Source organism: Sphingosinicella sp. BN140058 (assembly GCF_004135585.1).
GTDB lineage: Bacteria > Pseudomonadota > Alphaproteobacteria > Sphingomonadales > Sphingomonadaceae > Allosphingosinicella.
Genome location: NZ_CP035502.1, coordinates 165,290 through 185,433, shown reverse-complemented (window position 1 = coordinate 185,433; position 20,144 = coordinate 165,290). Strand labels below are relative to the sequence as shown.

General features: G+C 63.1%; 25 protein-coding genes. 22 read left to right on the top strand and 3 right to left on the bottom strand.

The features are described 5' to 3' along the window. Positions 1–99: 99 nt before the first annotated feature. The 4 genes from ETR14_RS28670 to ETR14_RS27030 all read left to right on the top strand — a co-directional run bounded on the left by ETR14_RS28670 (position 100) and on the right by ETR14_RS27030 (position 2,304). A complete protein-coding gene (locus tag ETR14_RS28670; RefSeq protein WP_165356670.1) occupies positions 100–261 on the top strand; it encodes a hypothetical protein in 162 nt (53 codons plus the stop codon). A gap of 40 nt (positions 262–301) precedes the next feature. Continuing rightward, positions 302–1,480, top strand: a complete 1,179-nt coding sequence (locus ETR14_RS27040) for a hypothetical protein (protein ID WP_129393007.1) — start codon at positions 302–304, stop codon at positions 1,478–1,480. 95 nt (positions 1,481–1,575) lie between these two features. Next, positions 1,576–1,833 (top strand): hypothetical protein, encoded by a 258-nt coding sequence (locus ETR14_RS27035; protein WP_129393004.1) that lies wholly within the window; start codon positions 1,576–1,578, stop codon positions 1,831–1,833. A gap of 141 nt (positions 1,834–1,974) precedes the next feature. Next, on the top strand, positions 1,975–2,304 hold the full coding sequence (locus ETR14_RS27030; protein ID WP_129393001.1) for a hypothetical protein: 330 nt from the start codon (positions 1,975–1,977) through the stop codon (positions 2,302–2,304). Between the two features lie 64 nt (positions 2,305–2,368). On the opposite strand, the gene ETR14_RS27025 is transcribed toward ETR14_RS27030, so the two are convergent. Then, a complete protein-coding gene (locus ETR14_RS27025) occupies positions 2,369–3,007 on the bottom strand; it encodes a hypothetical protein (protein ID WP_129392999.1) in 639 nt (212 codons plus the stop codon). A gap of 780 nt (positions 3,008–3,787) precedes the next feature. Between ETR14_RS27025 and ETR14_RS27020 the strand changes: the two genes are divergently transcribed. From ETR14_RS27020 to ETR14_RS27010, 3 genes are all read left to right on the top strand, one after another. After that, positions 3,788–4,852: a sigma factor-like helix-turn-helix DNA-binding protein gene (locus ETR14_RS27020; protein ID WP_129392996.1), complete on the top strand. Its 1,065-nt coding sequence runs from the start codon at positions 3,788–3,790 to the stop codon at positions 4,850–4,852. A 179-nt stretch (positions 4,853–5,031) separates the two neighbouring features. Beyond that, on the top strand, positions 5,032–5,379 hold the full coding sequence (locus ETR14_RS27015) for a thermonuclease family protein (RefSeq protein WP_165356669.1): 348 nt from the start codon (positions 5,032–5,034) through the stop codon (positions 5,377–5,379). Positions 5,380–5,414: 35 nt separating this feature from the next. Then, the gene (locus ETR14_RS27010) at positions 5,415–6,362 is read left to right on the top strand and encodes a hypothetical protein (protein ID WP_129392990.1); all 948 of its coding nucleotides are present in this window, start codon (positions 5,415–5,417) and stop codon (positions 6,360–6,362) included. Positions 6,363–6,411: 49 nt separating this feature from the next. Here ETR14_RS27010 and ETR14_RS27005 read toward each other — a convergent pair whose 3' ends face one another. Together ETR14_RS27005 and ETR14_RS27000 are read right to left on the bottom strand one after the other, a co-directional pair. Next, a complete protein-coding gene (locus ETR14_RS27005) occupies positions 6,412–6,597 on the bottom strand; it encodes a hypothetical protein (RefSeq protein ID WP_129392987.1) in 186 nt (61 codons plus the stop codon). A 565-nt stretch (positions 6,598–7,162) separates the two neighbouring features. Next, positions 7,163–7,576 (bottom strand): hypothetical protein, encoded by a 414-nt coding sequence (locus tag ETR14_RS27000; protein ID WP_129392984.1) that lies wholly within the window; start codon positions 7,574–7,576, stop codon positions 7,163–7,165. A gap of 86 nt (positions 7,577–7,662) precedes the next feature. Between ETR14_RS27000 and ETR14_RS26995 the strand changes: the two genes are divergently transcribed. The 15 genes from ETR14_RS26995 (at position 7,663) to ETR14_RS26940 (ending at position 19,992) form a co-directional block, all read left to right on the top strand. Then, positions 7,663–8,238, top strand: coding sequence for a hypothetical protein (locus ETR14_RS26995; RefSeq protein WP_129392981.1), 576 nt, complete (start codon positions 7,663–7,665; stop codon positions 8,236–8,238). Positions 8,239–8,261: 23 nt separating this feature from the next. After that, positions 8,262–8,744, top strand: coding sequence for a hypothetical protein (locus ETR14_RS28665; RefSeq protein WP_165356668.1), 483 nt, complete (start codon positions 8,262–8,264; stop codon positions 8,742–8,744). After that, positions 8,741–8,950 carry a hypothetical protein gene (locus ETR14_RS28660; protein WP_165356667.1) on the top strand — a complete coding sequence of 70 codons (210 nt, stop codon included), beginning with the start codon at positions 8,741–8,743 and terminating at the stop codon, positions 8,948–8,950. Before ETR14_RS28665 ends, ETR14_RS28660 begins: the two co-directional genes overlap by 4 nt. Positions 8,951–8,973: 23 nt before the next feature. Further along, positions 8,974–9,906 (top strand): RNA polymerase factor sigma-32, encoded by a 933-nt coding sequence (locus tag ETR14_RS26990; RefSeq protein WP_165356666.1) that lies wholly within the window; start codon positions 8,974–8,976, stop codon positions 9,904–9,906. A gap of 137 nt (positions 9,907–10,043) precedes the next feature. Continuing rightward, the gene (locus ETR14_RS26985; protein ID WP_129392975.1) at positions 10,044–10,844 is read left to right on the top strand and encodes a hypothetical protein; all 801 of its coding nucleotides are present in this window, start codon (positions 10,044–10,046) and stop codon (positions 10,842–10,844) included. A 47-nt stretch (positions 10,845–10,891) separates the two neighbouring features. Next, positions 10,892–12,223 carry a site-specific DNA-methyltransferase gene (locus ETR14_RS29700; protein ID WP_165356665.1) on the top strand — a complete coding sequence of 444 codons (1,332 nt, stop codon included), beginning with the start codon at positions 10,892–10,894 and terminating at the stop codon, positions 12,221–12,223. A 19-nt stretch (positions 12,224–12,242) separates the two neighbouring features. After that, on the top strand, positions 12,243–12,950 hold the full coding sequence (locus ETR14_RS26975) for a hypothetical protein (protein ID WP_129392969.1): 708 nt from the start codon (positions 12,243–12,245) through the stop codon (positions 12,948–12,950). Positions 12,951–13,038: 88 nt separating this feature from the next. Then, complete coding sequence (locus tag ETR14_RS26970; RefSeq protein WP_129392966.1) at positions 13,039–13,419, top strand: hypothetical protein; 381 nt, start codon at positions 13,039–13,041, stop codon at positions 13,417–13,419. A gap of 66 nt (positions 13,420–13,485) precedes the next feature. Further along, a complete protein-coding gene (locus ETR14_RS26965) occupies positions 13,486–14,691 on the top strand; it encodes a DNA cytosine methyltransferase (RefSeq protein WP_129392963.1) in 1,206 nt (401 codons plus the stop codon). A gap of 80 nt (positions 14,692–14,771) precedes the next feature. Further along, positions 14,772–15,380 (top strand): hypothetical protein, encoded by a 609-nt coding sequence (locus ETR14_RS26960; RefSeq protein ID WP_129392960.1) that lies wholly within the window; start codon positions 14,772–14,774, stop codon positions 15,378–15,380. Between the two features lies 1 nt (position 15,381). After that, positions 15,382–15,951, top strand: a complete 570-nt coding sequence (locus tag ETR14_RS26955; RefSeq protein WP_243455980.1) for an RES family NAD+ phosphorylase — start codon at positions 15,382–15,384, stop codon at positions 15,949–15,951. A 577-nt stretch (positions 15,952–16,528) separates the two neighbouring features. Continuing rightward, positions 16,529–16,684: a hypothetical protein gene (locus ETR14_RS28655; protein WP_165356664.1), complete on the top strand. Its 156-nt coding sequence runs from the start codon at positions 16,529–16,531 to the stop codon at positions 16,682–16,684. Between the two features lie 61 nt (positions 16,685–16,745). Beyond that, on the top strand, positions 16,746–17,039 hold the full coding sequence (locus ETR14_RS26950) for a hypothetical protein (protein ID WP_129392957.1): 294 nt from the start codon (positions 16,746–16,748) through the stop codon (positions 17,037–17,039). A gap of 91 nt (positions 17,040–17,130) precedes the next feature. Next, entirely contained in the window at positions 17,131–17,508 is a 378-nt protein-coding gene (locus ETR14_RS26945; RefSeq protein WP_129392954.1) for a hypothetical protein, read from the top strand. Positions 17,509–17,682: 174 nt separating this feature from the next. After that, positions 17,683–19,992, top strand: coding sequence for a S8 family serine peptidase (locus ETR14_RS26940; RefSeq protein ID WP_165356663.1), 2,310 nt, complete (start codon positions 17,683–17,685; stop codon positions 19,990–19,992). Positions 19,993–20,144 lie beyond the last annotated feature (152 nt).

Genomic DNA, 20,144 nt, shown 5'->3' with positions numbered 1-20,144 from the left:
CGGGAGAATGAAATGCTGGCGCTTGTTTCCTCGTCTGCCGACTGCCCGGCGCCTCGCGGGGCAATCGTTGCCAAAATCCGCCCGCAGCTGCGACCTCGCATGCCACTAACCCTCGCTGAGGAGTTCGATGCTCTCAGCGATCCTCTGAAGGAGGCAATCGAAGCGGAGTTCTCGCGCCAGATCGGCCGGGGCACAGCGCACCAGATGCGCCATTACCCCGTTCTCGCCACCCGATCCTTCGATGGTGTCTACGAAGCATGACGCACGCCCCACGCCCTGATCGGCAAAGGGAGCTCGCAGCATGCCGGTAAAGATCGTTCTTGGACTTCCATATCTGTCCGATGGCCCGCTGCTGAAGAAGGCAGTTGCGCTCCGCGCCCCTGTGCTCGTCAGCGCAAATTCCTTCTCGCGCTGGAAAGACCTTGGACCCGCCCCGAAGGGCATGGAGTATTCCCGCGCGCAGTGGCTTGCTCACGAAGCTCGTGGCACGACCGGACCGATTACGCACGGGCGCAAGCAGAGAATGCGTGAATGGGAAGGTTGGAACCTTCGCCCGCTTAAGAATGCCACGTCTATCGAAGAACTCTGGCTGGACTCAGCTGGTTTTCATATGATGTTTGCGGAGGGCGGATACCCTTGGACACCTGAGCAATACATATTTGGTCTTTGCGCGGCTTATCCATGGACGCGATTTTCTAGCCTAGACCTTTGCGTTGAGGAGGAGATAGCTCACAACCGCCACGAAGTCAACGAGCGTATCGCCAAGACAGTGCGCTTGAACATCAAATGTCATACGCTTGCCGAGGAGGCCGGCCTCCTCGATCGTCTGATGCCCGTAATCCAAGGGGCAAACGCGGACGACTACCTGCGCTGCTTCGAGAGGCTCCACCCCTTCATAGGGGACGAGCGCCTCATCGGAATAGGTTCAATGTGCCGACGGAAAGCGACCGGTGAGGACGGTATCGTGTCCGTCGTCGACGCACTTGATCGCCGCCTGCCAAAAGGTGTACTCATTCACATGTTCGGCCTCAAGTCGGATGGAGCTGAATCTGTCGCAAACATGACAGAGCGCGTCTACTCCATCGACTCGCAAGCGTACGGCGTCCGTGCCCGGCACATTGCGAACGATCGTCGCAAGGAAGACCCTGAGTTCTCCAAAAGCAACGCATTCGTCGCCGAGGTCATGGCGTCCTGGTACCAGGGGCAGGTACGGCGCATGGACCGGCCGCGGGCAAGGCCCATTCAAAACAGCCTGCTTCTCGAGATGGCTGACCGGCGCCAGCCCTCCGCAATCGACGTGGCGGTTGCCCGTGCCCACGCCATCTTCAACGAGCTCATCGAACGCGGGGACCTCGCATACGATCAAATCATCAGCGATAGATGGATCGAGGAGACGGTAGGGGAGATCCTCCGCGGGGAGCACAACCACGACGACGATGGGTCTGATTTCCCGAGCGAAAGCTTTCCACTAGCCGCCTGACGTCGCCTCCAGCGGAGCATCCCGCTCGCGGCCAAGCCGCGCAGGGTTCGCATCTACTTTCAGTACGAGCGAAGCTATCAAATGGAGGAAATGCAATGGCGTACTCGATGTCTCTCGACATGGACCTCATCGCCGGTCTCGGACTGTCGCTCGGCCCGATCGAAGCGCTCGAGGAGAACGATATCGACGGCCTTATCTCGGAGCTCGTCGGCCTCGATGATGAACCGCTCGATCTCGTCGATCATAGCACGTGGACCCGCATGCGCGCCGATCAGGACGAGATGATGCTCCGCGACTATCGCCTCGACCGCGTCCACTGTCGGTCGCTCGTCGACGAACTCGTGCTCGACTGAGCGTTCGCGCCCGAAAGCCATCCTGGAGCCCGGCCTCGCTGGGCCTGCCCAACTCGCACACGTGCAGGGTGCTCCGGCAACGCCGGAGCGCCCTTTACTTTTTCGACCGGGGTCGCAAAATCGAACCAGAGAGGGAAGCCCATGTCCAACACCCCAGCTGATGCATCCACTGCCTGGCGCGCTCCAGCCGACTACACGCCCGCCCGGGACGGGACCGCATCTTTTTACTTCCTGTCCGAGCCTTCTTACCCTTGCTTCGCTCACGGAACGCACTGGAATGGCTTCGACAACGTCTCGATCTCACCCGAGACCCGAGAGATCATCCTGGCCGACTGGGAGCTCCAACGAGACACCGATCTCGACACGGTGGCGGACTTGCGAGAACTGTCACCAGACCATCACGGGAGGATAGATCTGGCCGGCGGCTTCGCGACCGAACTCGATCGGCCGTCCCTCGCTCCGAGCACGTGAGCGACAGGGCGCTCCGCCACCGGCGCCGCGCCCTGTCGCCTCCTCCAGAGAGAGCGAGGCGTTGCTATTCGCTCCCTCCACCAGCTTTCGGCCAGGAGAAGCCTTCCGTCGGGAATATCATGCTCTGCGAGCCATCTTGGTAAAATTCTGCCTGTATGATGGTCTGGTCCGCAGTCCTGATCGCTTTCTCCATGCGATCCCGACCGCGGATGAAGAACATATCGGTGGAATGGTCGCTTGGCCCCACCGCCGCCATCGTCTGGACTGGTCCCTTATCAAACCGAACCTGGACGTCGCAGTCCTCGTACGAGCGGCACAGAATCTGCCCATCGCCCATCAGCGACACGTAAACGTCTCGGCCAAACTGCGGGGAGTCCCTCAAGCACAATCGCGCATACGTCGGCTCGTATGGCGGTGAGAGCTGCACCTGGTTCGTCGACTGGACGCAGGCCGTCCGTGTTTCCTTGTCGGTGAGAGGGTCGGTCTGCGTCTGATAATCCCAGTTCCCGGCTTGCTCTTCCTCGCTCCCGGCCTCATTACCAACCACATCCAACGCTTCGTTGACTGCGTCTACCGCACGATCCGCCTCGCTGAGGTTGGAAGCTTGGCTGTTGCCCAGCTCCGCACTGACGATCTGCTCCGCTGAATTCCCGCCCGGCGCCACACTGCCGCAGCCGCTCACCACCAGTCCAATCGCGGCCACACATCCGAATAGTCTCATAAATCCCCCTTCTTCTTCCACTTCGATATCCTCCAGATCAAGGCCGTCGCAAGAGGCAAGTCACCGGCTCGCATTGAGGTTGCGGCAGGGTGAAGGCTGTAGGACCGGTGGGGACGCTTGGTAACGGCGGCGCCCTAGTTGCTGTGTCCGGCGGGTCCGTATAGATCCTGACTTCTCCCAGTATCGTTTGGTCCCTAAGAGGCGCGAAACTTCCTAAGGGGATTGAGGGTGGATAACCAGGAGCACGCGGCCTCGGCCTCGAATGTCTTATGCTGGCTTGAAGAGCGCCGCGGTCGCGGCTTGGATGCCAGCAGCCGGCTTCAGGCGCCCAACGACAACCAGGAAGCAGCCTTCTTCGGCAGGAGGCGCGAGGCCAGCAGATCTCGTCTCGCTCTCATCGACCCCATCCAGGTCAAGAGCGAACCGACCCGCACGAGACGGCGGCTCGAGCTCCCTGACGCCGCGACTGTTTTTCGCTCTGCCGCCTGGAAGAGCTCCGCTCAAGCTGATCGGACCCGCGGTTGCGAGCGGCGATTGCCGCGTAGACGGCGCGCTCGGTCGAAATGGGCAACTCCGATCCCTCCGACCCGCGATGGAGCAGCGTGACGCCGTCTCCGGCCTCCATCGCTGTACCCGCCCTCCCCGCACACCGTCGAGGTGTGCACCGACAATCAGGATGTTTGCCCCGCTAATCGCGCTTGACGTGCAATCAAAAGATCCAGAAGCTTGTGGCACCTCAGGATCTTTTCTCGGGACACCCGTATGACCGCGCAGGTCGATCACATCTCCTCGATTGCCGCCATGGCTGCCGCAATCTTCGCTAGCGACCACGATGTCGATGCTCAGGATTACATCGGACAAGCATACCTCTTGATCGTGGATAGAGCGCGACGCCGGGGCACGGCCATCAAACCCAACATGCGTTTTGCGACGAGAACAAGGATTGCCCGCGAGATCGCGTGCCTCCTCACCAACGAAGACACCATGGAGGCCGTCGACGAGCCATCGCTCACCTTGCCGCCTCCGTCTCCTTTCAGTCTCGCCCTCCAGGCCGAGATGCGCCAACGACTTACCGCGCTGCTGTGCACTTTGAATGAGCGCGAGGAGCGTACACTCCGGATGCGGTTTGGCATCCTTCCGGATCGAGATGCCTCACTGCTGGAGGACGTTGCGCACGATTTATCGGTCACCAAACAACAGGCTCGGCAACTCGAAGTGGTCGCAATGCGCAAGCTGAAGCATCCTATGAGATCGCGGATGCTGCGATCCTATGTCGCCGGCGCTGACGATCCCGCCGCGCAGCTGCCTTTGCAGCCCTTCTTCTGCTCGCGGCCTGCGGCTCCTGTCGCGGCGCCGACCGAGGTTCTGACGCCCCGGGTGCCAGAGGGACCGAGGCTTGCCTCAGCGGAGGCAGTGCCTTCCTCGGAAGCGCTACGCACGGTTTCGCGCGTAGCGGCAGTCTTCGGCTCTCTTCTCGCTGGTCCGAGCCGAGCCCCGGCGTCGGGCGGCGCGGCCCCTGTGATCTACCGCCACGATCACGAAATCGAGGCCATCAAAGCGGCTTGGGAAGGCCCCTTGAAGAGGCATCCCGGCCTAACTGTCGAACTCCAAGGCACGACCGGCTCGCCCTTTGTCTGCTATCGCATCAATGGATCGTACGGCACATTCCGGACCACCGATCTTGATAGCCCTCCCCTCCTCTCCGACGATTTCCTGCCCTTCGACGAGATCATGGCGATCATGCCGGACTTGAGCGCCGACATGGATCGCTTCGAGGCTGCCTGGAGAATTGCTCGCAAACCAGTGACCGTCGATCTACCCTTCTGAGATCTTGGACGACTTCTTTCCGAGGCCGCTAGCCGGGAGGAAAGATGTTCGAGTTGTTGCTTATCGCGATCGCGCTCATAGCTGGCGCCGTCGTTCTTCGATGGCCACGAAAGGTTCGAGTGCTCCGTGTCACCGATGGAGACAGCATCGAAGTACAACTCGGCCGAAGGCGCGTCCGTGTGCGGCTAGCGGGCATCGACGCCCCGGAGTATCACCAGCCGGGCGGCCGAGCCGCGCGCTTTGCATTGGACGCCTTTCTCACCGGACACCCGATCCGCCTTTCGATCCGCGGCCGCGACCGCTTCGGCCGCGTGGTCGGCCGCGTCTTCGTCGCCGGCCGTTCCGCATCATGGCAGATGCTCCAGCGCGGTCACGCTTGGCCATCCACGAAGCTCGGCTTCATCGTAGCGCTGCCCGCGCGTCTTGCGGGACGCGGCCTCTGGGCCGATCGTCACGCCATGCGTCCCGCAACCTGGCGGCGGCTTCATCGACTAACCGCGATGCACCCGAACGATCGTCATCCATAATCCCCTAGCGGACTGATCGCTTTCCTGCTTATCTCTTGGAACGTCTCGCTGCGCGCATTGCAGCTTCACATCGGTTTAAGCAGGACCAGGTTCGAATGGATCAGGCGCATGACGCCCCGCGCAGCTATCTCTACCTCCACCAGATGGATGCGACCGATCACCGCTACTATGTCGCGCGGCTCAATTACGCCCACGAGATCGTCGACGAGTGTGGCGAGGAGAGGACCGGCCCAGCCAGCGACGGTTCGTATCGCTATCGCTGGGCGAACGGTGAGACCCATAGCGACGTTCACGTCAAGGTGATCACCGACGTCGCCGGCCGCCAATGCTTCTCGCTTTGGGCGGACTTCTCGGACGGACGATCGTGCTTCGTCCTCACCGATCCTCTCCGCTTGGGGGAAACGCCGATCGACGTCTCCGACTTTCAACAGGTGCTCGATCGCATTGAGCTGCTCGCGCAAGAGGCTCAGCACGCCTTCAGCGATCACGGCTTCATCGGGGCTGCGTTCCACCAAGTCGTCGCACGCCAGGACGACGAGTGTCGCGCTGTCTTGAACGCTCTCATTCACGCATATCTTGAGTTCGCGGAAGGCCGCCGCTTCGTCCTCGAGATCCAGGCCAACAAACCGTACGCCCCGTCCGGCTTCTTCGAGCTCGCGGATGGCAAGCGCTGGGAGTTCCTCTCACCTCAAACGCATGCAGCGGTGGACCAACTGGTCCCCTCGGTCTCCAAACTCGAATGGCGTCGTAGCCGCGGTATCTGCCACTACGATCTTGGGCCGCTCGACCCAATCGAGATCGTCATCACCGCCGAGGACATCCCGTCCGCCGCTGATGCCGCGCGAATCCTCCAGCCTGTCGCTGCGATATCGGAGGCGCACCTGCTCGACGATTTCCGCGCTGTCGCGGATCTCGAGGTGGAGCATGTGCCTGAGCTTCTTCCCGGAGAGTGGCGTCGGCGAGGCCGCCGGCCGCGCTACTGATTGGCCGGACAACTCTGGGCGCGCGGCGCGGTGTCAAAGGCCGCTGCGCTCAGTCTTTTCCCCAACGGCCAGGCGCACGGTATCCCTGCTTCTTGATCCAGACGTCCATACAGGACGCGGCTCCCGCGTGGTTCACCTTTCCAGCTGCGATCTTGTTTTCGCGCAAACACCGTTCGACCACCGGCTCTGCCTTCTTCCCATAGACGAGCATCGCGCCCATCATCTTGCGCTTCATCCTTCGTTCCGGCGTTTCCGGCGCAGCCGCGGCGCTAGAGAAGCACAACACCAAGACTGAAACCGCCAGCCTCTTCCTCCACATACGCATACCTCTCGACCATCTTCCTTGCGCAACATCTGTGCGTTGCCATCCGGCCAGCGAGAACGCAATGCGAGGGGCGACGCATCTCGCCTTCGTCAGGTTGAGAAAGCTTACACCCTGAACCGAGCCTTTCCGCTGGCGGCAGTTGCGTATCCTTTCTGAAGTCCCCTGCCGCCTCGACGCGCCACGGTGGCCGCTTCAGCGATCGGCCCGCATGCTCCGCTGAGGATCCCTGAGCAAAGGTCCTAGTCCCCTTTGCTTCCGTTAGGGGGAAAGAAAATGCTCACTCGCTCGCTCGGTTCGGCCTTCCTCACTTTGTTCGTAGCCTGCTCCCTCGATGTGGCTGGTCTTTGGAATGCCAACGCCCAGGCGATCACCTGCGCTCTCGACGGCGAAGGAGCCTGCCGCTCCCCGGCGCCATGGTCCAACATCTCCGCCATCGTCGCTTCGATCGAGCGCAAGCTGACCACCGGCGCCCCGCTCATTCAGGAGGAATCCATTGTCCGCCATCGTCTATGATCTCCCGATGGAAGTCGCTCGCCTCAAGTTCGGGGCAATAGCACGCCGAGACCGCTGGCCCGTGCTTCCCCTCCCGCTGAGGCGCCGTCTGGAGGACCTCCGACGGAGGCGGGACACGCGGGATCATATCGCCGCTCACCGCACCCATCACGGAACCGTCTTCGTGCACCACTACGGGCATGATTGCGACGGCGTGACTTTCTCCCGCCTCCTCGAGCTTCCCGCGGATTTTGCCGCGTTCATGGCCGAAATCGACACGATCCACGCTGATGCGGACGGTCCATGCTCGTTCGAGCTGCTCGTCGCGGCAGACGCCGCTCGGTTTCAGGCATCGGCCTCTCGGGACCTTCATGCCGAAGCCTTCGAGAATGGCCATCCTTACTCAATAGCTGCGTGAAGAGATCTCGTGAGCTGTGCTGACCGAGGCCGCTCCGCTGCAAAGCAATCTTCCGGAGGAAATCAGTGAAACACAGTCCCCTTACCCGGATGAGCGACGATCGCTTACGTCTCCTGTTCGATCGCATGGACCGGGCGGACGACGTCAGCGGGCAGGAAGCCGCCTTCCGGCTCGCTCACCAGGCCCTTTCCGCTGCCGGGGTCTCCTGGGCCTCTCTGCTCGAGGCGCGCCTCACTGCCAATGGAGCGGCTGCTGCTGTTGGCGTCGGGCAAGACTTCATGTCCGTTTTCGACGGACTTTTCGAAGGGCTGCAACGTGCGTCTCCCGAGCGCACACCCGCATCCCCTTTCGCCGCGGCCGCGACGCCGACGCCCAAGCGGACGGAGCACCTCACAGGGGCGAGCATCCCGTCCGAGATCTGGGGGGCGATCAAGGTCGAGGATCGGCGCTCCGTCCGCAACGGGACCATGCTGATCGTCGACGTCCGCAATTCCTTCGGTACCTTTGGACCCCTGGCGATCTTCGGCGCCCGAGACATCGAGAAAATCGATGCGCATCCTGAAGCTGCGTTCGCCGGCCGCGTGCGTCAACCGACGAACCCTCGGCACCAGCCTACCCTCTACGCTCTTCGCCACGCCTGACGGGCCTCATCAAGGACAGATCGATGCATCTTCGGGTCACTCTCTCACGCTGGCTGGCAGCGGATGTCAGCTTCCAGATCGATGACATCAGCGTCTACGAGCGCGACAAGCTGATCGCCGGCTGCAAGCGCCTTGCGGAGCATGATCTCGGTCCTGCCTTCGCGGAGCACGGCGAGGCGGCCAACAGCGCGGATCCGGCAATCGATGCGTTCTTCGCTCAATTGACGTCCACTCAGATAGACGAGGATCTCCGGAAGAGCTTCCCGGAAAACGATGACCCCCTCTTCGAGGGATACCGTGTCGTCATCGAGGTCACCAGCAAGGCGACCCGCAGGCGCCAATCAGAATTCCTGCGGGGTCGCCTGCACCGCGTTGGTCAGAACAACCCCATTCAGAAGGTTGCCCTCTATATTTCCAAGGAGGGAGAAGTTCAGCGATCCGAGTGGATCCACGGTGGCGCCCAACGCTCCTCCACTGACGTCGTTTTCTCGGAGGAGAGGCCATGAATGCCATCACCCTATCGGTTCAGGCGAGGGAAGCGCGATCGGCGCCCGTGGAGGCGCGCGCCGGCCGTCTCTCGCCTCGGGCCACCTTGGCCACCTGGATGGCGCTTGTTCTCGCATTCTGGGCTCCGGTCATCGTCGTAGCCACCGCCATTTATGGCGATCAACTAGAGGCGTTCGCAGCGGCCCTTCGCGCGCAGCTTGTCTGAATGAGCCGATAAGGAAAGATGTGATGGCGGCTGCCCAACGTAGCAATGGATCCGCCGGCGCCGCCGTCCCTATGGCTGCCGACCCCGGACTCTCCGCCTACATCCGGGCGGCCCGGAAATATCCGATACTCTCCCCGGAGGTTGAGGCCGACCTTGCTCGCCGCTGGCGAGACGAGCGCGACGAGCGAGCCAAGAGCCAAATCCTCGGCGCGCACCTGCGCTACGTCGTCAAAGTGGCGATGTCGTACCGCGGCTACAACGTCCCGATCGAGGATCTAATCTCCGAAGGCAACCTGGCGATGGTCCGATGCTTCGACAGGTTCGAAATCGAGCGCGGCTTTCGGTTTTCCACCTTTGCCATGTGGTGGATCCGCGCCGGCCTCACGGAATACGTCTTGCGCACGTCGACACTGGTGAAGTTTGGGGCCAGCTCGTCTGACAAACGCCTCTTCTTCAAGCTCCGCCGAGCCAAAGCGAGCCTCGGCTTTTACGAGGCCGGCGACCTGAGCGAAGGCGCTGCCGCTGCGCTGGCGGACCACCTCGGCGCCAGCCCCGAAGACGTTGTCCGCATGAACCAGCGCCTCTATCTCGACGGGAGCCTGAACCGGCGCATCGGTGACGGAGAGGGCCTCGAATTCGGCGACACCCTGGCCGCCGGGGATTCCCTCCCCGACGAGCTCGTTGCTGACCAACTCGACCGGGAACGCCATCGAGCTCTCATCGAGAAAGGTCTTGGCGCGCTCTCCGAACGTGAGCGCGACATCTTCGTTCGCCGCAACCTCACGGACGAGCCGGTGACGCTTGAGGATCTCAGCCTGGTGTATGGCGTCTCTCGGGAGCGCATCCGACAGATCGAGGTTGCTGCGAAGCAGAAGTTCGCCGATCGGCTGAAGCATGTCCTTGCGTTCGGCGGTCAGATCGGCCGCGCACAGCACCGCGGCCCGCTGATCCTGTAGGCCGCTAGAGACTTGATCGACGGCTGAAATTCTTCCTGCACCATGCAAGAGGCGCGGGACCTGCATCTATGAAAGATCCAGAGAGCGCTCATTCCGCCGCGTCTCGCACGGCCCGGACCCGTACACGTGAGAATTGCATGATCGATCCCGATTACATCCCGGCGATGGTCACCGGATCCCCGGCAGACCCGGTAACCTCGATCCGCCTCTCGCCCACTGCTCGGGCGCCGCTCAAACGCTTGGGCCTTCTAACGGTTGGGGAAATAGACGAGGTCTCTGACGGGGAGCTCCTTGGCACCCCAGCGTTCCATGAAGAGGCGCTCGTCGAGCTGAGGACCGAGGTGAATCGCTATCTCGCTCGCTCTTCTCTCACCTACCGGCCAATGCCACGTCGTAGGCGACCGCTTAACACCCACGTGGAGGGTCGCGCGATGCATTGCGAGCCGACATCACCTCGCCTGGCGACCGGGGTCTCTTCCGATCCCGCCGCAAACCTCGACTTGGAAGCCGCGCCGCGGCGCGCGATCAACGACCTCGGCCTCCAGACAATTGGCGAGCTTGACGACTTCCCCGACGGGAAGCTGCTCTATCATCTAGGGGTTGGCCGGCAAGCCCTGCGAAAGCTCAGATCGGAAGTCGATCGCTATCTTGGCCGCCGGAGCCCGGTCGAAGACGCTTTGCCTCGCCTGACGGACGAGATCCCCGTTGTGAACCAGCCCCGCCCCGTACGCGGTGGCCCGGCTCGGATGAAATCGATCAAGCACCTCCGCATCGATATCCGCATACGCGGCATCCTATGCCATCATGATCTCCGAACCATCGGGGACGTGGACGCGGCTCACGACAGTGATCTCCAGGCGATCAAGAACATCGGGCCGGCGCGCATCGCAGAGCTGCGCGCGGCGGTCGACCGCTACTTCATGCACCACCCTGGCTAGGCGCCGCCTGTCGAATGCCCTGCTTACTCGGAGCCAACCGTTTGAACATGCACAGCACCAACTCTCGCAAAGGCAACTGGCGAGCGCCGGCGAAGTCGCCCGCCGCAGCCCAGCAGCGGGCTCGTCGCGTCGCCGACGGCGAGCGACAGCGGGAGGAGGAGCGACGCGCCTGGATGGGACTTCCCATCACACGCAGCGAGATCATCCTTCCGATCCTCCAAATCATCCAGGATAAAGGCAAGGCCGCTCCAAAGGATCTTTACGACGACATCATCCAGCTCTTTGGTCTGGATCCGGCCATCCGTGACGAGGTCGTCACCTACAACGGTCGGCCGTCTCGTCTTTGGGATCGATCCGTTCGCTGGGCGATCCAGGATGCCAAGCGGCAGGGCTGGCTCTTCTCGGAGATGCGCGAGGACTGGCGGCTCACAGAAGCCGGCAACGACGCCCTGGGCCGGGTGAAGCCGGGTGTTCAGATCGTTATCTTCCGGACTGAGCTCGGCCAAGCCGTTGCGGCGATCGCACGCGAGGCGTCCGCGATCATCGAGCCCGGTAGCGTCCAGACCCTCTTTACATCTCCACTCTTCCCCATGTGCTCGAAGCTGAAGACCTACGGCACGTGTGAACCCGGAGCCTGGCTCCCATGGATGGTCGAGCTAATGGAGCACTGGCTGCCCCTGATGAAGGATGACGGCACCATGGCCATCCACCTCGGCAGCGCTATCTATTACCGCGGCGTCCCCGCGATCTCCTCGTACAGAGAGCGGTTCGTCATCGCCGCTCAGGACGAACTTGGCCTCCACCGGATGCCCGATCTCTACTGGGAGCAGCCTTCCCGCCTTCCCAATCTGGAGTGGGGCGCGGTGCGAGGCATGCACCCCCGGCCGACGGTCGATCCGATCTACATCTTCTCTCCGTCGCCGACGCCCTACATGGCTGCCGGCGATATGCGCCAGGACCGCGCAGAGCCGCTCCGCCAGAGTGATTTGAGCCGCGGCACCGAGAAGCGCCCATCCGGTCTGGATTTCGGCTCCACGAGCTTCACTGGAGCCAAGACGCGCTTTCCGTCCGCTCTCATCACCGCCGGAAACGCGAGCGGTGCTGAGGCATGGCGCAAGCGCCTCAAGACCGAAGGCCTGCCTGCGCATCCCTGTCCCATGCCCATCCCGGTGCCCAAGACAGCCATCCAGATGCTCACCCGGCCAGGGGATCTCGTCTTCGACCCGTTCTTTGGGTCCGGGACCACCGGCGCCGCCGCTGAGGAACTCGGAAGACGATGGGTCGGCTTGGACCACCACCAGGTTCTGCTCGACGGCGCCGCGCTCCGCCCGCAGTTCGAGCACGCGCCGGGCTACTCCCGTCTCGCGCGCGCAGCCTGACCCGACGAGGACAAGCGACATGCCCGCGCACCATGATCCGATCTCCATTATTTCCGACGCCAGCCGCCTCGCGAAACTGCATTCGACCGGGCTGTCGTACGAGCTTGCTCGTAAAGCCCGCGAAAGGGGCTACGCCAGCTGGGAGGAGCTGTTGGCAACCCAGGCCGAAGCAATCCGGATTGCCCTCGGCTTGCGTGACGAATGGCTACGCCCTGTGTCGCCCGAAGATGGCGACGTCGGCGGTTGGGATCGGGTGCCAGCCTTCAACCCACTCGCAGAAGACGCGCTCCCCCAGCATAATCGTCTTCGGGATGACCGAATAGCAGCCATCGTCGACCTGCTTATGTGGACCAGCGGATCTGGCGGAGCCGTCCTCCCCGGCAGCCTTCCGCTGGCGACGGCGCTTGCTGCCGCAATCATCCGCGAGGAACTTACACTCGCCTCGCAAGAACGCCGGGTCCCGACGCTTGCCAATTGCGATCGCATTTTCACCTCCTGGGAAACGATGGAGTGGAAAGGTGGGCGTGCCGTCCGCGATAACTACGATCCCTGGCTGAAGACCCTCAGCCGACTCGCTGATGATCGCCGCCCGTGGGACAGCCGCGCTGCCGACACGTTCGCGGCCCTCGCGCAAATGGCGGTCGGCGAGCGCTCCAAGAACCTGCACGCGGTTCGATATGCCTTCCTGCGCTTCAGGCACCCAGTCATAGCCCAGCTAGCGGCCTGATCCGTCGCCTGCGGCCGTTCGCTGCTCACCCGTCCAATCGTCCCCTTCTGCTTCGCGTGGGATTGAACCCACTTCGAAGGAAGAAATCATGCGGAGCATGTTCGCTCTCCCCACGGCTCTAGCTGCGATCTTCGCACCATGGCCAGCCTGCGCCTCTAACGACGACCACCTGGCCGACCCCTCGCCGATTGCCACGGCGGCTGAGGCTCTCACGCGCGCCGCTCTTTGCGGCATTGCTGGCGAAACTCTCGCCTGGCGGATCGAGGATCCACGCACCTGCGTCGAGGTGGACATCGATTCCAGAACGATCCCCACCCGGCGAGACATCGCAAACGATACGGTCTTCCAGGTGGAGGGAGAACTCCGTCTCTACCGTGCCGGGCGCACGTCGACTCCGGTTCGCATCAGGCTCAGCGGCATCTTGATGCAGGACAGCGTCGCTTGGACGAGCGCGATCGCAATCGCCTGACCCTGCTCGCGTCCAACAACTTCCACTTCCGCGGTCATTGGCAATCGCGCCTTCTACAAGGATGAAATGATGTCTTTTTCTCATGCTCCGCTGAGGTCGATAGAGTTGTTCGGTGGAGCGGCGGGACTCGGCCTCGGCCTTGCTCAGGCAGGGTTCCACCACGAGATCATCGTCGAACAGGATCACCAGGCTTGCGAGACGATCCGCCACAACCAACGTGCCGGCCATCCGCTGGTGCAAGGCTGGCGGGTGCTCGAAGCAGACGTCACGTCCCTCGATCTCTCGGACGTGGATCCAGAGCCCGATCTCCTCGCCGGCGGTCCGCCTTGCCAGGAGTTCAGCATCGGCGGGAAACACCGCGGCGCCGCCGGCGAGCGGAACCTCTGGCCGTGGACCGTCCAAGCTGTCCGCTTACTGCGCCCGCGCGCGTTCGTGTTCGAGAACGTTCCAGCGCTCATGACCACTCACCGCGCGTATTTCGACTACCTGCGGCTTGCCCTCACGCTGCCCGACGTCGCCTCGCCACACATTGCTGACTACGAGGCCGACGCGTCATTTCTCCGCAAATGCCTCGACCAAGGCATCAAGTCAATCCCAACGTATCGCGTGTCGACGGCCAAGCTCGTCGCTTCGGACTTTGGCACCGCACAGAAGCGGTCCCGCGTTTTCCTCGTCGGCATCCGAGATGACATCGACCAGACCTGGCTGGCGCCTGACGCATCCCACAGCGAGGAGGAGCTGATGGTCGAGAAGTGGATCACCGGCGCTTACTGGCGTCGGCACGGGCTTCCCCATCCCGAGATCGATGCAGCTGGGACCGCGTTCCTGCGCAAGCACAACCGAAAGCCGGTCGGTGACCTCTTCGCCGCGCCGCCGTCGCGGCTGCAGCCAACGCGCACTGTTCGCGATGCGATCGCGGATCTTCCGACCGCTCGAGCTGACATCGAGACGTTCGCCGACCACCTGCTTGCTCCTCGTCAAGCCAAGGCTTACAAAGGCCACACAGGATCGCCAATCGACGACCCCTCGAAGACGCTTAGGGCCGGTGTTCACGGCGTCTCGGGCGGCGAAAACATGGTGGACTACGGTCCTCATGCTTCTCCCGATCGATATCGACACTTCACTATTCGTGAAGCTGCTCGGTTGATGGATTTCCCAGACGACTACCGGTTCCCAGGGACATGGTCGGACGGTTTGAAGCAGCTCGGGAATGCGGTACCAAGCGCCCTCGGTCATGCCGTGGGCAGCAGCGTAGCTCGCATCCTCCACTGAGCGGGAACCCCCTCATGGACGTCGCGTTGAATCCGTTCACTAGGCATGCTACATGCAACGGAGTGAACGAGGAGACTATCGTGGTTGCCACTGCCGCTCAGCGCCCGCCCCATAGCAATGAACAGCGTCTCCAGCCCAGCAGTGAAAAGCTGAAGCTGGCAGCTGACCGTTTCTTGAACAGCGTGGCTGGCGATATCCCCGCAGCTGCGCTGGACAGTGCCTTGGCTGCGAAGGACACGATTGGCTTCCTCGTGGCGATGCTCCGCGCGGCGCCTGTCTCGAACTCGACGGACGAGCGTTTACGTGAGCAGCAGCTGCACGCGGCCCGGTTCAAGCGCGAGATGGCAGACGCCGCGGGTGGCCTGTTTGACGCCGCCGAGGTCGCAGACCTGCTTGGGTACAAGTCTAAGAACGCCGTTTACAAGGCAGCGGCGGAGCGCCGGATCTTCGCGGTTGACGATGGTGGGCGTCATAAGTTTCCGACGTGTCAGTTCAAGGACAGTGCGCCCCTGCCTGGGCTGCGGGAGGTGCTTGCCGCCGCTCCAAACACCGTTGGATGGCGCATCCTTCAGTACCTCCTCGTGCCGGAGGAAGGTCTGGACGGCCGCCGGCCGATCGATCTCCTGAGATCTGGCACGTCCAGCGATCGTAACATCGCAGTCCGCTTCGCGGCACGCCTGGAAGACTGACTTGGCCATCACTCCAGACATCATCCCGACGGTGCAGATCCCGTCGCAGACTACCCTTGCCCGCATTCATGCTGCGGGCAAGGGTGCCCTGTTCTACGGGCTGCGCAATCAAACGTGGCGCTGGGACGCCCCGGACGGCTCGTTCGGACTACTCTACCTCGGCGAAACACCAATTGCGTCATTCGCCGAGACGCTGCTTCGCTGGCCCGCCACGAAGCGGGACGTCCTTTGGTCCGACGTCGACAAGCGGCGGCTCGCCTTCTTCGAGACCAGTCGTGACCTGAACCTCGCGCAACTCCATGGCTCGGGAGTGGCCGCATTTGGCGTCCAGCCCGAGGCCCTCGCCGGAACGAGCTACGACGAGTGCCAGGCGATTACCGCGATCGTGCACGACAAATCCAACCTCGACGGCATCCGCTATCGGTCTCGGTTCAACAACGACGAGTTCTGCATCGCGCTCTTCGAGAGAGCCGGCGCCGCGGTCAACCTGGTCACAGAAGGGGAACCCATCGACCGGGATTGGGCATTCGATGTGCTCAAGGACGGAGGGTACAACCTGATCGACTTGTGACTGGCTTCGATTAGGTGTCAGGCCTTCGTGCTTGATGCGTCGGCCTCCACATTAGTCAGAGTTCGAGCATTCTTTCGCCCGCCCAGGCTCCGCTTGGGTGGGCTTTCCGTGTTCTGTGATAAAGAATTCCGCTGTGTGGGTCTCGGGGGCAGGTGCGGTAAGGGGGAGTGTAGACTCCCTCAGGTGATTGAAAATGCCGTACGTGTTCAAAGTTTCCCTGGCTCTCGTGATCTTGGCCCTGCTTGCGGGTCAGTCGTGGCAGTCGATTGCGGCGGCGCCTGGCTCCAACGCTGTGGCTGCGGAGCTTCGAGCTGGTTGTCCCGGCATGGGAGGTCCGAAGCGGGTGAAGACGAGGGGCGACATGGTCCGCGTCTATGACGCCTACGCTGTCCGCGTTCTCAGCAGCCTGACTGGCGGCCGCGGCTGCTGAGCTCAACCGCGCGCTGCGACGCGCTCACGAGACCCACCGGCGTCCACGCGCCGGTGGGTCTTTTTGCGCCACAGGCGCCGACACTCAGGCAAAATTTCGGCTGCGCAGTCTTGATCCATTCAAATGGACGAAATCAGGAGAAGCCCAGTGTCTCACCACGATATCGCGCTCGGTCTGGCCCACGGTCACAATCACAGCATCTGCCTCGTCAGCATGGCTGTGATTGGCGCGCTCTTCGGCGCTGTCATCTTTTACTCGATCGCGAGCGGCCTGATCGACTGGGTCTCGACGCCGAGCCGCTGACTGTCGCTTAGCCTTCCAGAACGATCCTCTGCAGAGGACGAAATCAAGAACAGGAGTTTGCATGACGAGCCATGCCGCCGGCACCACCCGATTCCGCCCCGCCTTCAAGGTCATCGTGACCCCAGGCGCGATAGAGACGCGAACGGGCGAGAACGGCGACTACACGGTCCTTCCCGATGCCCACGTCGCAAAGCTGGGACGGGCGGATCGGAAACACACCCTCCTTGCCTTCGACGGCGTCCGTCAGACCCTCGAAGGCCGCCTCAAACCCGGCCAGCCGATCGAACTCACCTTGCGGAGCACCGCCCGTGGCGCCCTCAAGATCGTCGGCATGCCGACCGCGCAGGCCGCCTGAATTTACAAAGCCCTGCCCGATCGGCGGGGCTTTCAACCTTTAATCAACCACTGCTCCGCAAGAACGGGTTGAAGCAACAAGGAAGACGAGAATGCTCTCTATCGACGCGGCCGCTGCTCGCACCGACGTCCGCATAGCAGCCGTCGCCAAGCGGCTGGAGCATGCTCAGCGGTTCGTCGACCGCCGTGAAAGCTTCCTTGAAGGCTTCAACTTCGATGCCCTCAGCATCGAGCAGAAGAAGGCCATCACGCTCGACGATTGTCTCTACGACGATGATCTGGCGCTCCTGGCCGAAGAACTGCACATGCTCGAGGATGGTGGGCTCCCGCCCACGACCGCGGAGACGGCTGCCGAGTGGAGCCGCCTTTCTGCCTGCGAGCGGGAAGAGATCCACAGGGACTTTCTAGCCGATTGTGCCCTCGGATCCGCTGACGCTTGTCGTTTCTATCCCATTCTCATCAACGCCTAACAGCCCTGCCTCTATAAGGAAAAAGGGGCGCTGATCGCTGCGGTACGTACTTAAACGTAAGATACGTTTTCCGTCTCGTTCGGTACCTCGCCGGTGGACCATTTCCAGTTTGGGGCTTGGAAAGCGTTCCCAATTAAAAGGATGAAATCAGTGATCACGTCTCGCGCACTTTGCATGTCCGCATCGATCCTCGCGCTCGTGTCGCTCTCCGCTTGTGGTGGTGGCGGCAGCGGCGGCGGTGTGACCCCGCTTCCCCCGGCGCCTCCGGCCCCGACGCCTTCGCCGTCGCCTTCGCCGTCGCCGACGCCGGCCCCCACGCCGACTCCGGCTCCGACGCCCACTCCGACTCCGACTCCGACCCCGACCCCGACCCCGACGCCGACCCCGACGCCGACGCCGACCCCGACGCCGACGCCGACCCCGACGCCGACGCCGACCCCGACGCCCACGCCGACCCCCTCGACCACGGCCGAGTACGACCGCTCGCAGGCCGTCTCTCTGTCGAAGGCCGACTATGCGTACGACAAGGGCTTCACCGGCAAGGATGTGACCGTCGCGATCATCGATAGCGGCATCGACATCGGTGGCGCCGAGTTCACCGGCCGCATCTCCGACAAGTCGAAGTCGTTCGAGAACCGCTTCGCCGACGGCAACAACGTGACCTTCGATCTGGACGACGTCCAGGGCCATGGCACTCTCGTCAGCTCCATCGCTGCCGGCGGCGCGAATGACACCCTGACCCAGGGTGTTGCCTACAACGCGACGATCCTCGCTCTCAAGATCGCTGGCGCGAACTTCGACACCCGTGCCGAGGAGGGCATGAACGGCTCGAACATCGACGACGCGATCAAGTACGCCGTCGACAACGGCGCATTCGCGATCAACCTGAGCGTCAACGGCCGCGGCGGCGCGCTGTTCATGTCCGACCTTAACGCGGCGATGGACGCCGTCCGTCTCAACGACCGGCTGCTCGTCCAGTCGATCGACAATGCGGCCGGCGACAGCTTCGCCGGCACCGCCTCGGAGGGCCTCGTCGGCTCCGACTTCGAGAACAAGGCTTGGTTCTTGTACGCCATCGGCGTCGACAAGAACCTGAACCCGCTCACGGAGAACGGCAGCCCCGGCGCCCTCGCGGATCGCACCCTCGCCGTCGCGAGCCAGGGCGCGAGTGCCGTCAACAAGGACGGTGCTTCTGAAGTCGTCTTCGGAAACAGCTTCGCCGCTCCCGCGGTCGCTGGCGCTGCGACGCTGCTGAAGCAGTATTGGCCGCAGCTGGGTGGCAAGGAGATCTCCGAGATCCTCCTCACCACTGCGACCGACCTCGGCACGGCCGGTGTCGACCAGACGTACGGCGTCGGCCTCCTCAACATCGAGGCCGCGTTCAAGGCGAACAGCCCGACGATCGGCTCGAGCTCCGTCAAGGCGTCCTCGCTCGACGCCACCGGCATCGTCTTCTCGGCAGCCTTCGGCGGGACCGATGCTTCCGAGGCGTTCGGCGAGCAGGCGGGCAAGAGCGTGGCCGTTGACGCCTATGGTCGCGACTACGGTGTCAACATGTCGGCTCTCGCGGGCGGCATGCGCGGCAAGGGCATCAGCCTTGCTCCGCTGGCACAGGATGCGGGCATCGGCTATCAGCAGGTGACCGGCGGTGACGCTGGTCTGCTCGGAGGGACCAGCAGCCTGAACGACCGCCGCAACGTGACCCCGAGCGGCTACTTTGCCGCCCAGCTCGGCCGCAATTTCGCGGTTGCCGCGAAGCTGAACAGCTCGATCGACAGCAACGATCTCGTCTCGGGTTCGATGCTGCGCGCGAGCAACATCGCCACTTTCGGCCACCAGGTCGACATCATGGCGATGGGCCACAAAGTCAGCTTCGGCAGCGCCCGTTCCAGCTACGGCCGCCTGTCCTCGTCGACGCAGCGCTTCAGCATCGTGTCGCCGGATGGCTTCACCTTCGGCCTTACTTCGAACCGCGAGATCGGCTCGGCGCTCGGCATGATGGGCTCCGGTGCGTTCAACATCGAGGGCTCGCGCTCGACGTTCGCCACCGGCGGCTGGACCGGCAACCTCGCTGGCCTGCGCATGACCGGCGAGGCTCTGGTCGGTCGCACGAAGGTCGAGACCTCGAACTCCTTGCTGGAGTTTGCGCAGCCCGTCCTCTCGACTGGCTTCCGTCTGTCGGCGGAGCGCACGATGTTCGGCGGCATGGCCCTTCTCGGCTTCACGTCGCCGCTCAAGGTCGAGCGCGCGCAAGTGCGCTACACCCGGGCGGTTGGCTACAACCTCGAGACCCGGTCTCTCGTGGACGCGACGTCCATGATCGACCTCGCTCCCGAGGCTCGCGAGCTGAACGTCGAGATGGGCTGGTCCAAGACCGTCGGCACTGGCCTGTTCTCCCTCGGCGGCGCCTACGGGCTGAACAGCGGCAACATCCAGGGCGCCCGCTCGGCGGCGGCCTGGATGCGCTTCAACAGCCGCTTCTGACTGATGCGGGGAGCCTTCGCCGGCTCCCCGCGACCCACCTGACTTAGGCTCGTTGACGCCTCATCCTCGTCGCCGACTTGAGCAGATGGACCTGAGAACCCGCCCGGCACACGCCGCGGCGGGTTTTCTTACGCCCGGTCCACTCTCCCGAC

Bases quoted from the DNA above. Each gene is read 5' to 3' on its own strand.
- ETR14_RS28670 (WP_165356670.1), top strand. From the start codon at position 100: ATGCCACTAACCCTCGCTGAGGAGTTCGATGCTCTCAGCGATCCTCTG.
- ETR14_RS27040 (WP_129393007.1), top strand. From the start codon at position 302: ATGCCGGTAAAGATCGTTCTTGGACTTCCATATCTGTCCGATGGCCCG.
- ETR14_RS27035 (WP_129393004.1), top strand. From the start codon at position 1,576: ATGGCGTACTCGATGTCTCTCGACATGGACCTCATCGCCGGTCTCGGA.
- ETR14_RS27030 (WP_129393001.1), top strand. From the start codon at position 1,975: ATGTCCAACACCCCAGCTGATGCATCCACTGCCTGGCGCGCTCCAGCC.
- ETR14_RS27020 (WP_129392996.1), top strand. From the start codon at position 3,788: ATGACCGCGCAGGTCGATCACATCTCCTCGATTGCCGCCATGGCTGCC.
- ETR14_RS27005 (WP_129392987.1), bottom strand. From the start codon at position 6,597: ATGAAGCGCAAGATGATGGGCGCGATGCTCGTCTATGGGAAGAAGGCA.
- ETR14_RS27000 (WP_129392984.1), bottom strand. From the start codon at position 7,576: ATGGCCATTCTCGAAGGCTTCGGCATGAAGGTCCCGAGAGGCCGATGC.
- ETR14_RS28665 (WP_165356668.1), top strand. From the start codon at position 8,262: ATGCATCTTCGGGTCACTCTCTCACGCTGGCTGGCAGCGGATGTCAGC.
- ETR14_RS28660 (WP_165356667.1), top strand. From the start codon at position 8,741: ATGAATGCCATCACCCTATCGGTTCAGGCGAGGGAAGCGCGATCGGCG.
- ETR14_RS26990 (WP_165356666.1), top strand. From the start codon at position 8,974: ATGGCGGCTGCCCAACGTAGCAATGGATCCGCCGGCGCCGCCGTCCCT.
- ETR14_RS26985 (WP_129392975.1), top strand. From the start codon at position 10,044: ATGATCGATCCCGATTACATCCCGGCGATGGTCACCGGATCCCCGGCA.
- ETR14_RS29700 (WP_165356665.1), top strand. From the start codon at position 10,892: ATGCACAGCACCAACTCTCGCAAAGGCAACTGGCGAGCGCCGGCGAAG.
- ETR14_RS26975 (WP_129392969.1), top strand. From the start codon at position 12,243: ATGCCCGCGCACCATGATCCGATCTCCATTATTTCCGACGCCAGCCGC.
- ETR14_RS26970 (WP_129392966.1), top strand. From the start codon at position 13,039: ATGCGGAGCATGTTCGCTCTCCCCACGGCTCTAGCTGCGATCTTCGCA.
- ETR14_RS26965 (WP_129392963.1), top strand. From the start codon at position 13,486: ATGATGTCTTTTTCTCATGCTCCGCTGAGGTCGATAGAGTTGTTCGGT.
- ETR14_RS26950 (WP_129392957.1), top strand. From the start codon at position 16,746: ATGACGAGCCATGCCGCCGGCACCACCCGATTCCGCCCCGCCTTCAAG.
- ETR14_RS26945 (WP_129392954.1), top strand. From the start codon at position 17,131: ATGCTCTCTATCGACGCGGCCGCTGCTCGCACCGACGTCCGCATAGCA.
- ETR14_RS26940 (WP_165356663.1), top strand. From the start codon at position 17,683: ATGTCCGCATCGATCCTCGCGCTCGTGTCGCTCTCCGCTTGTGGTGGT.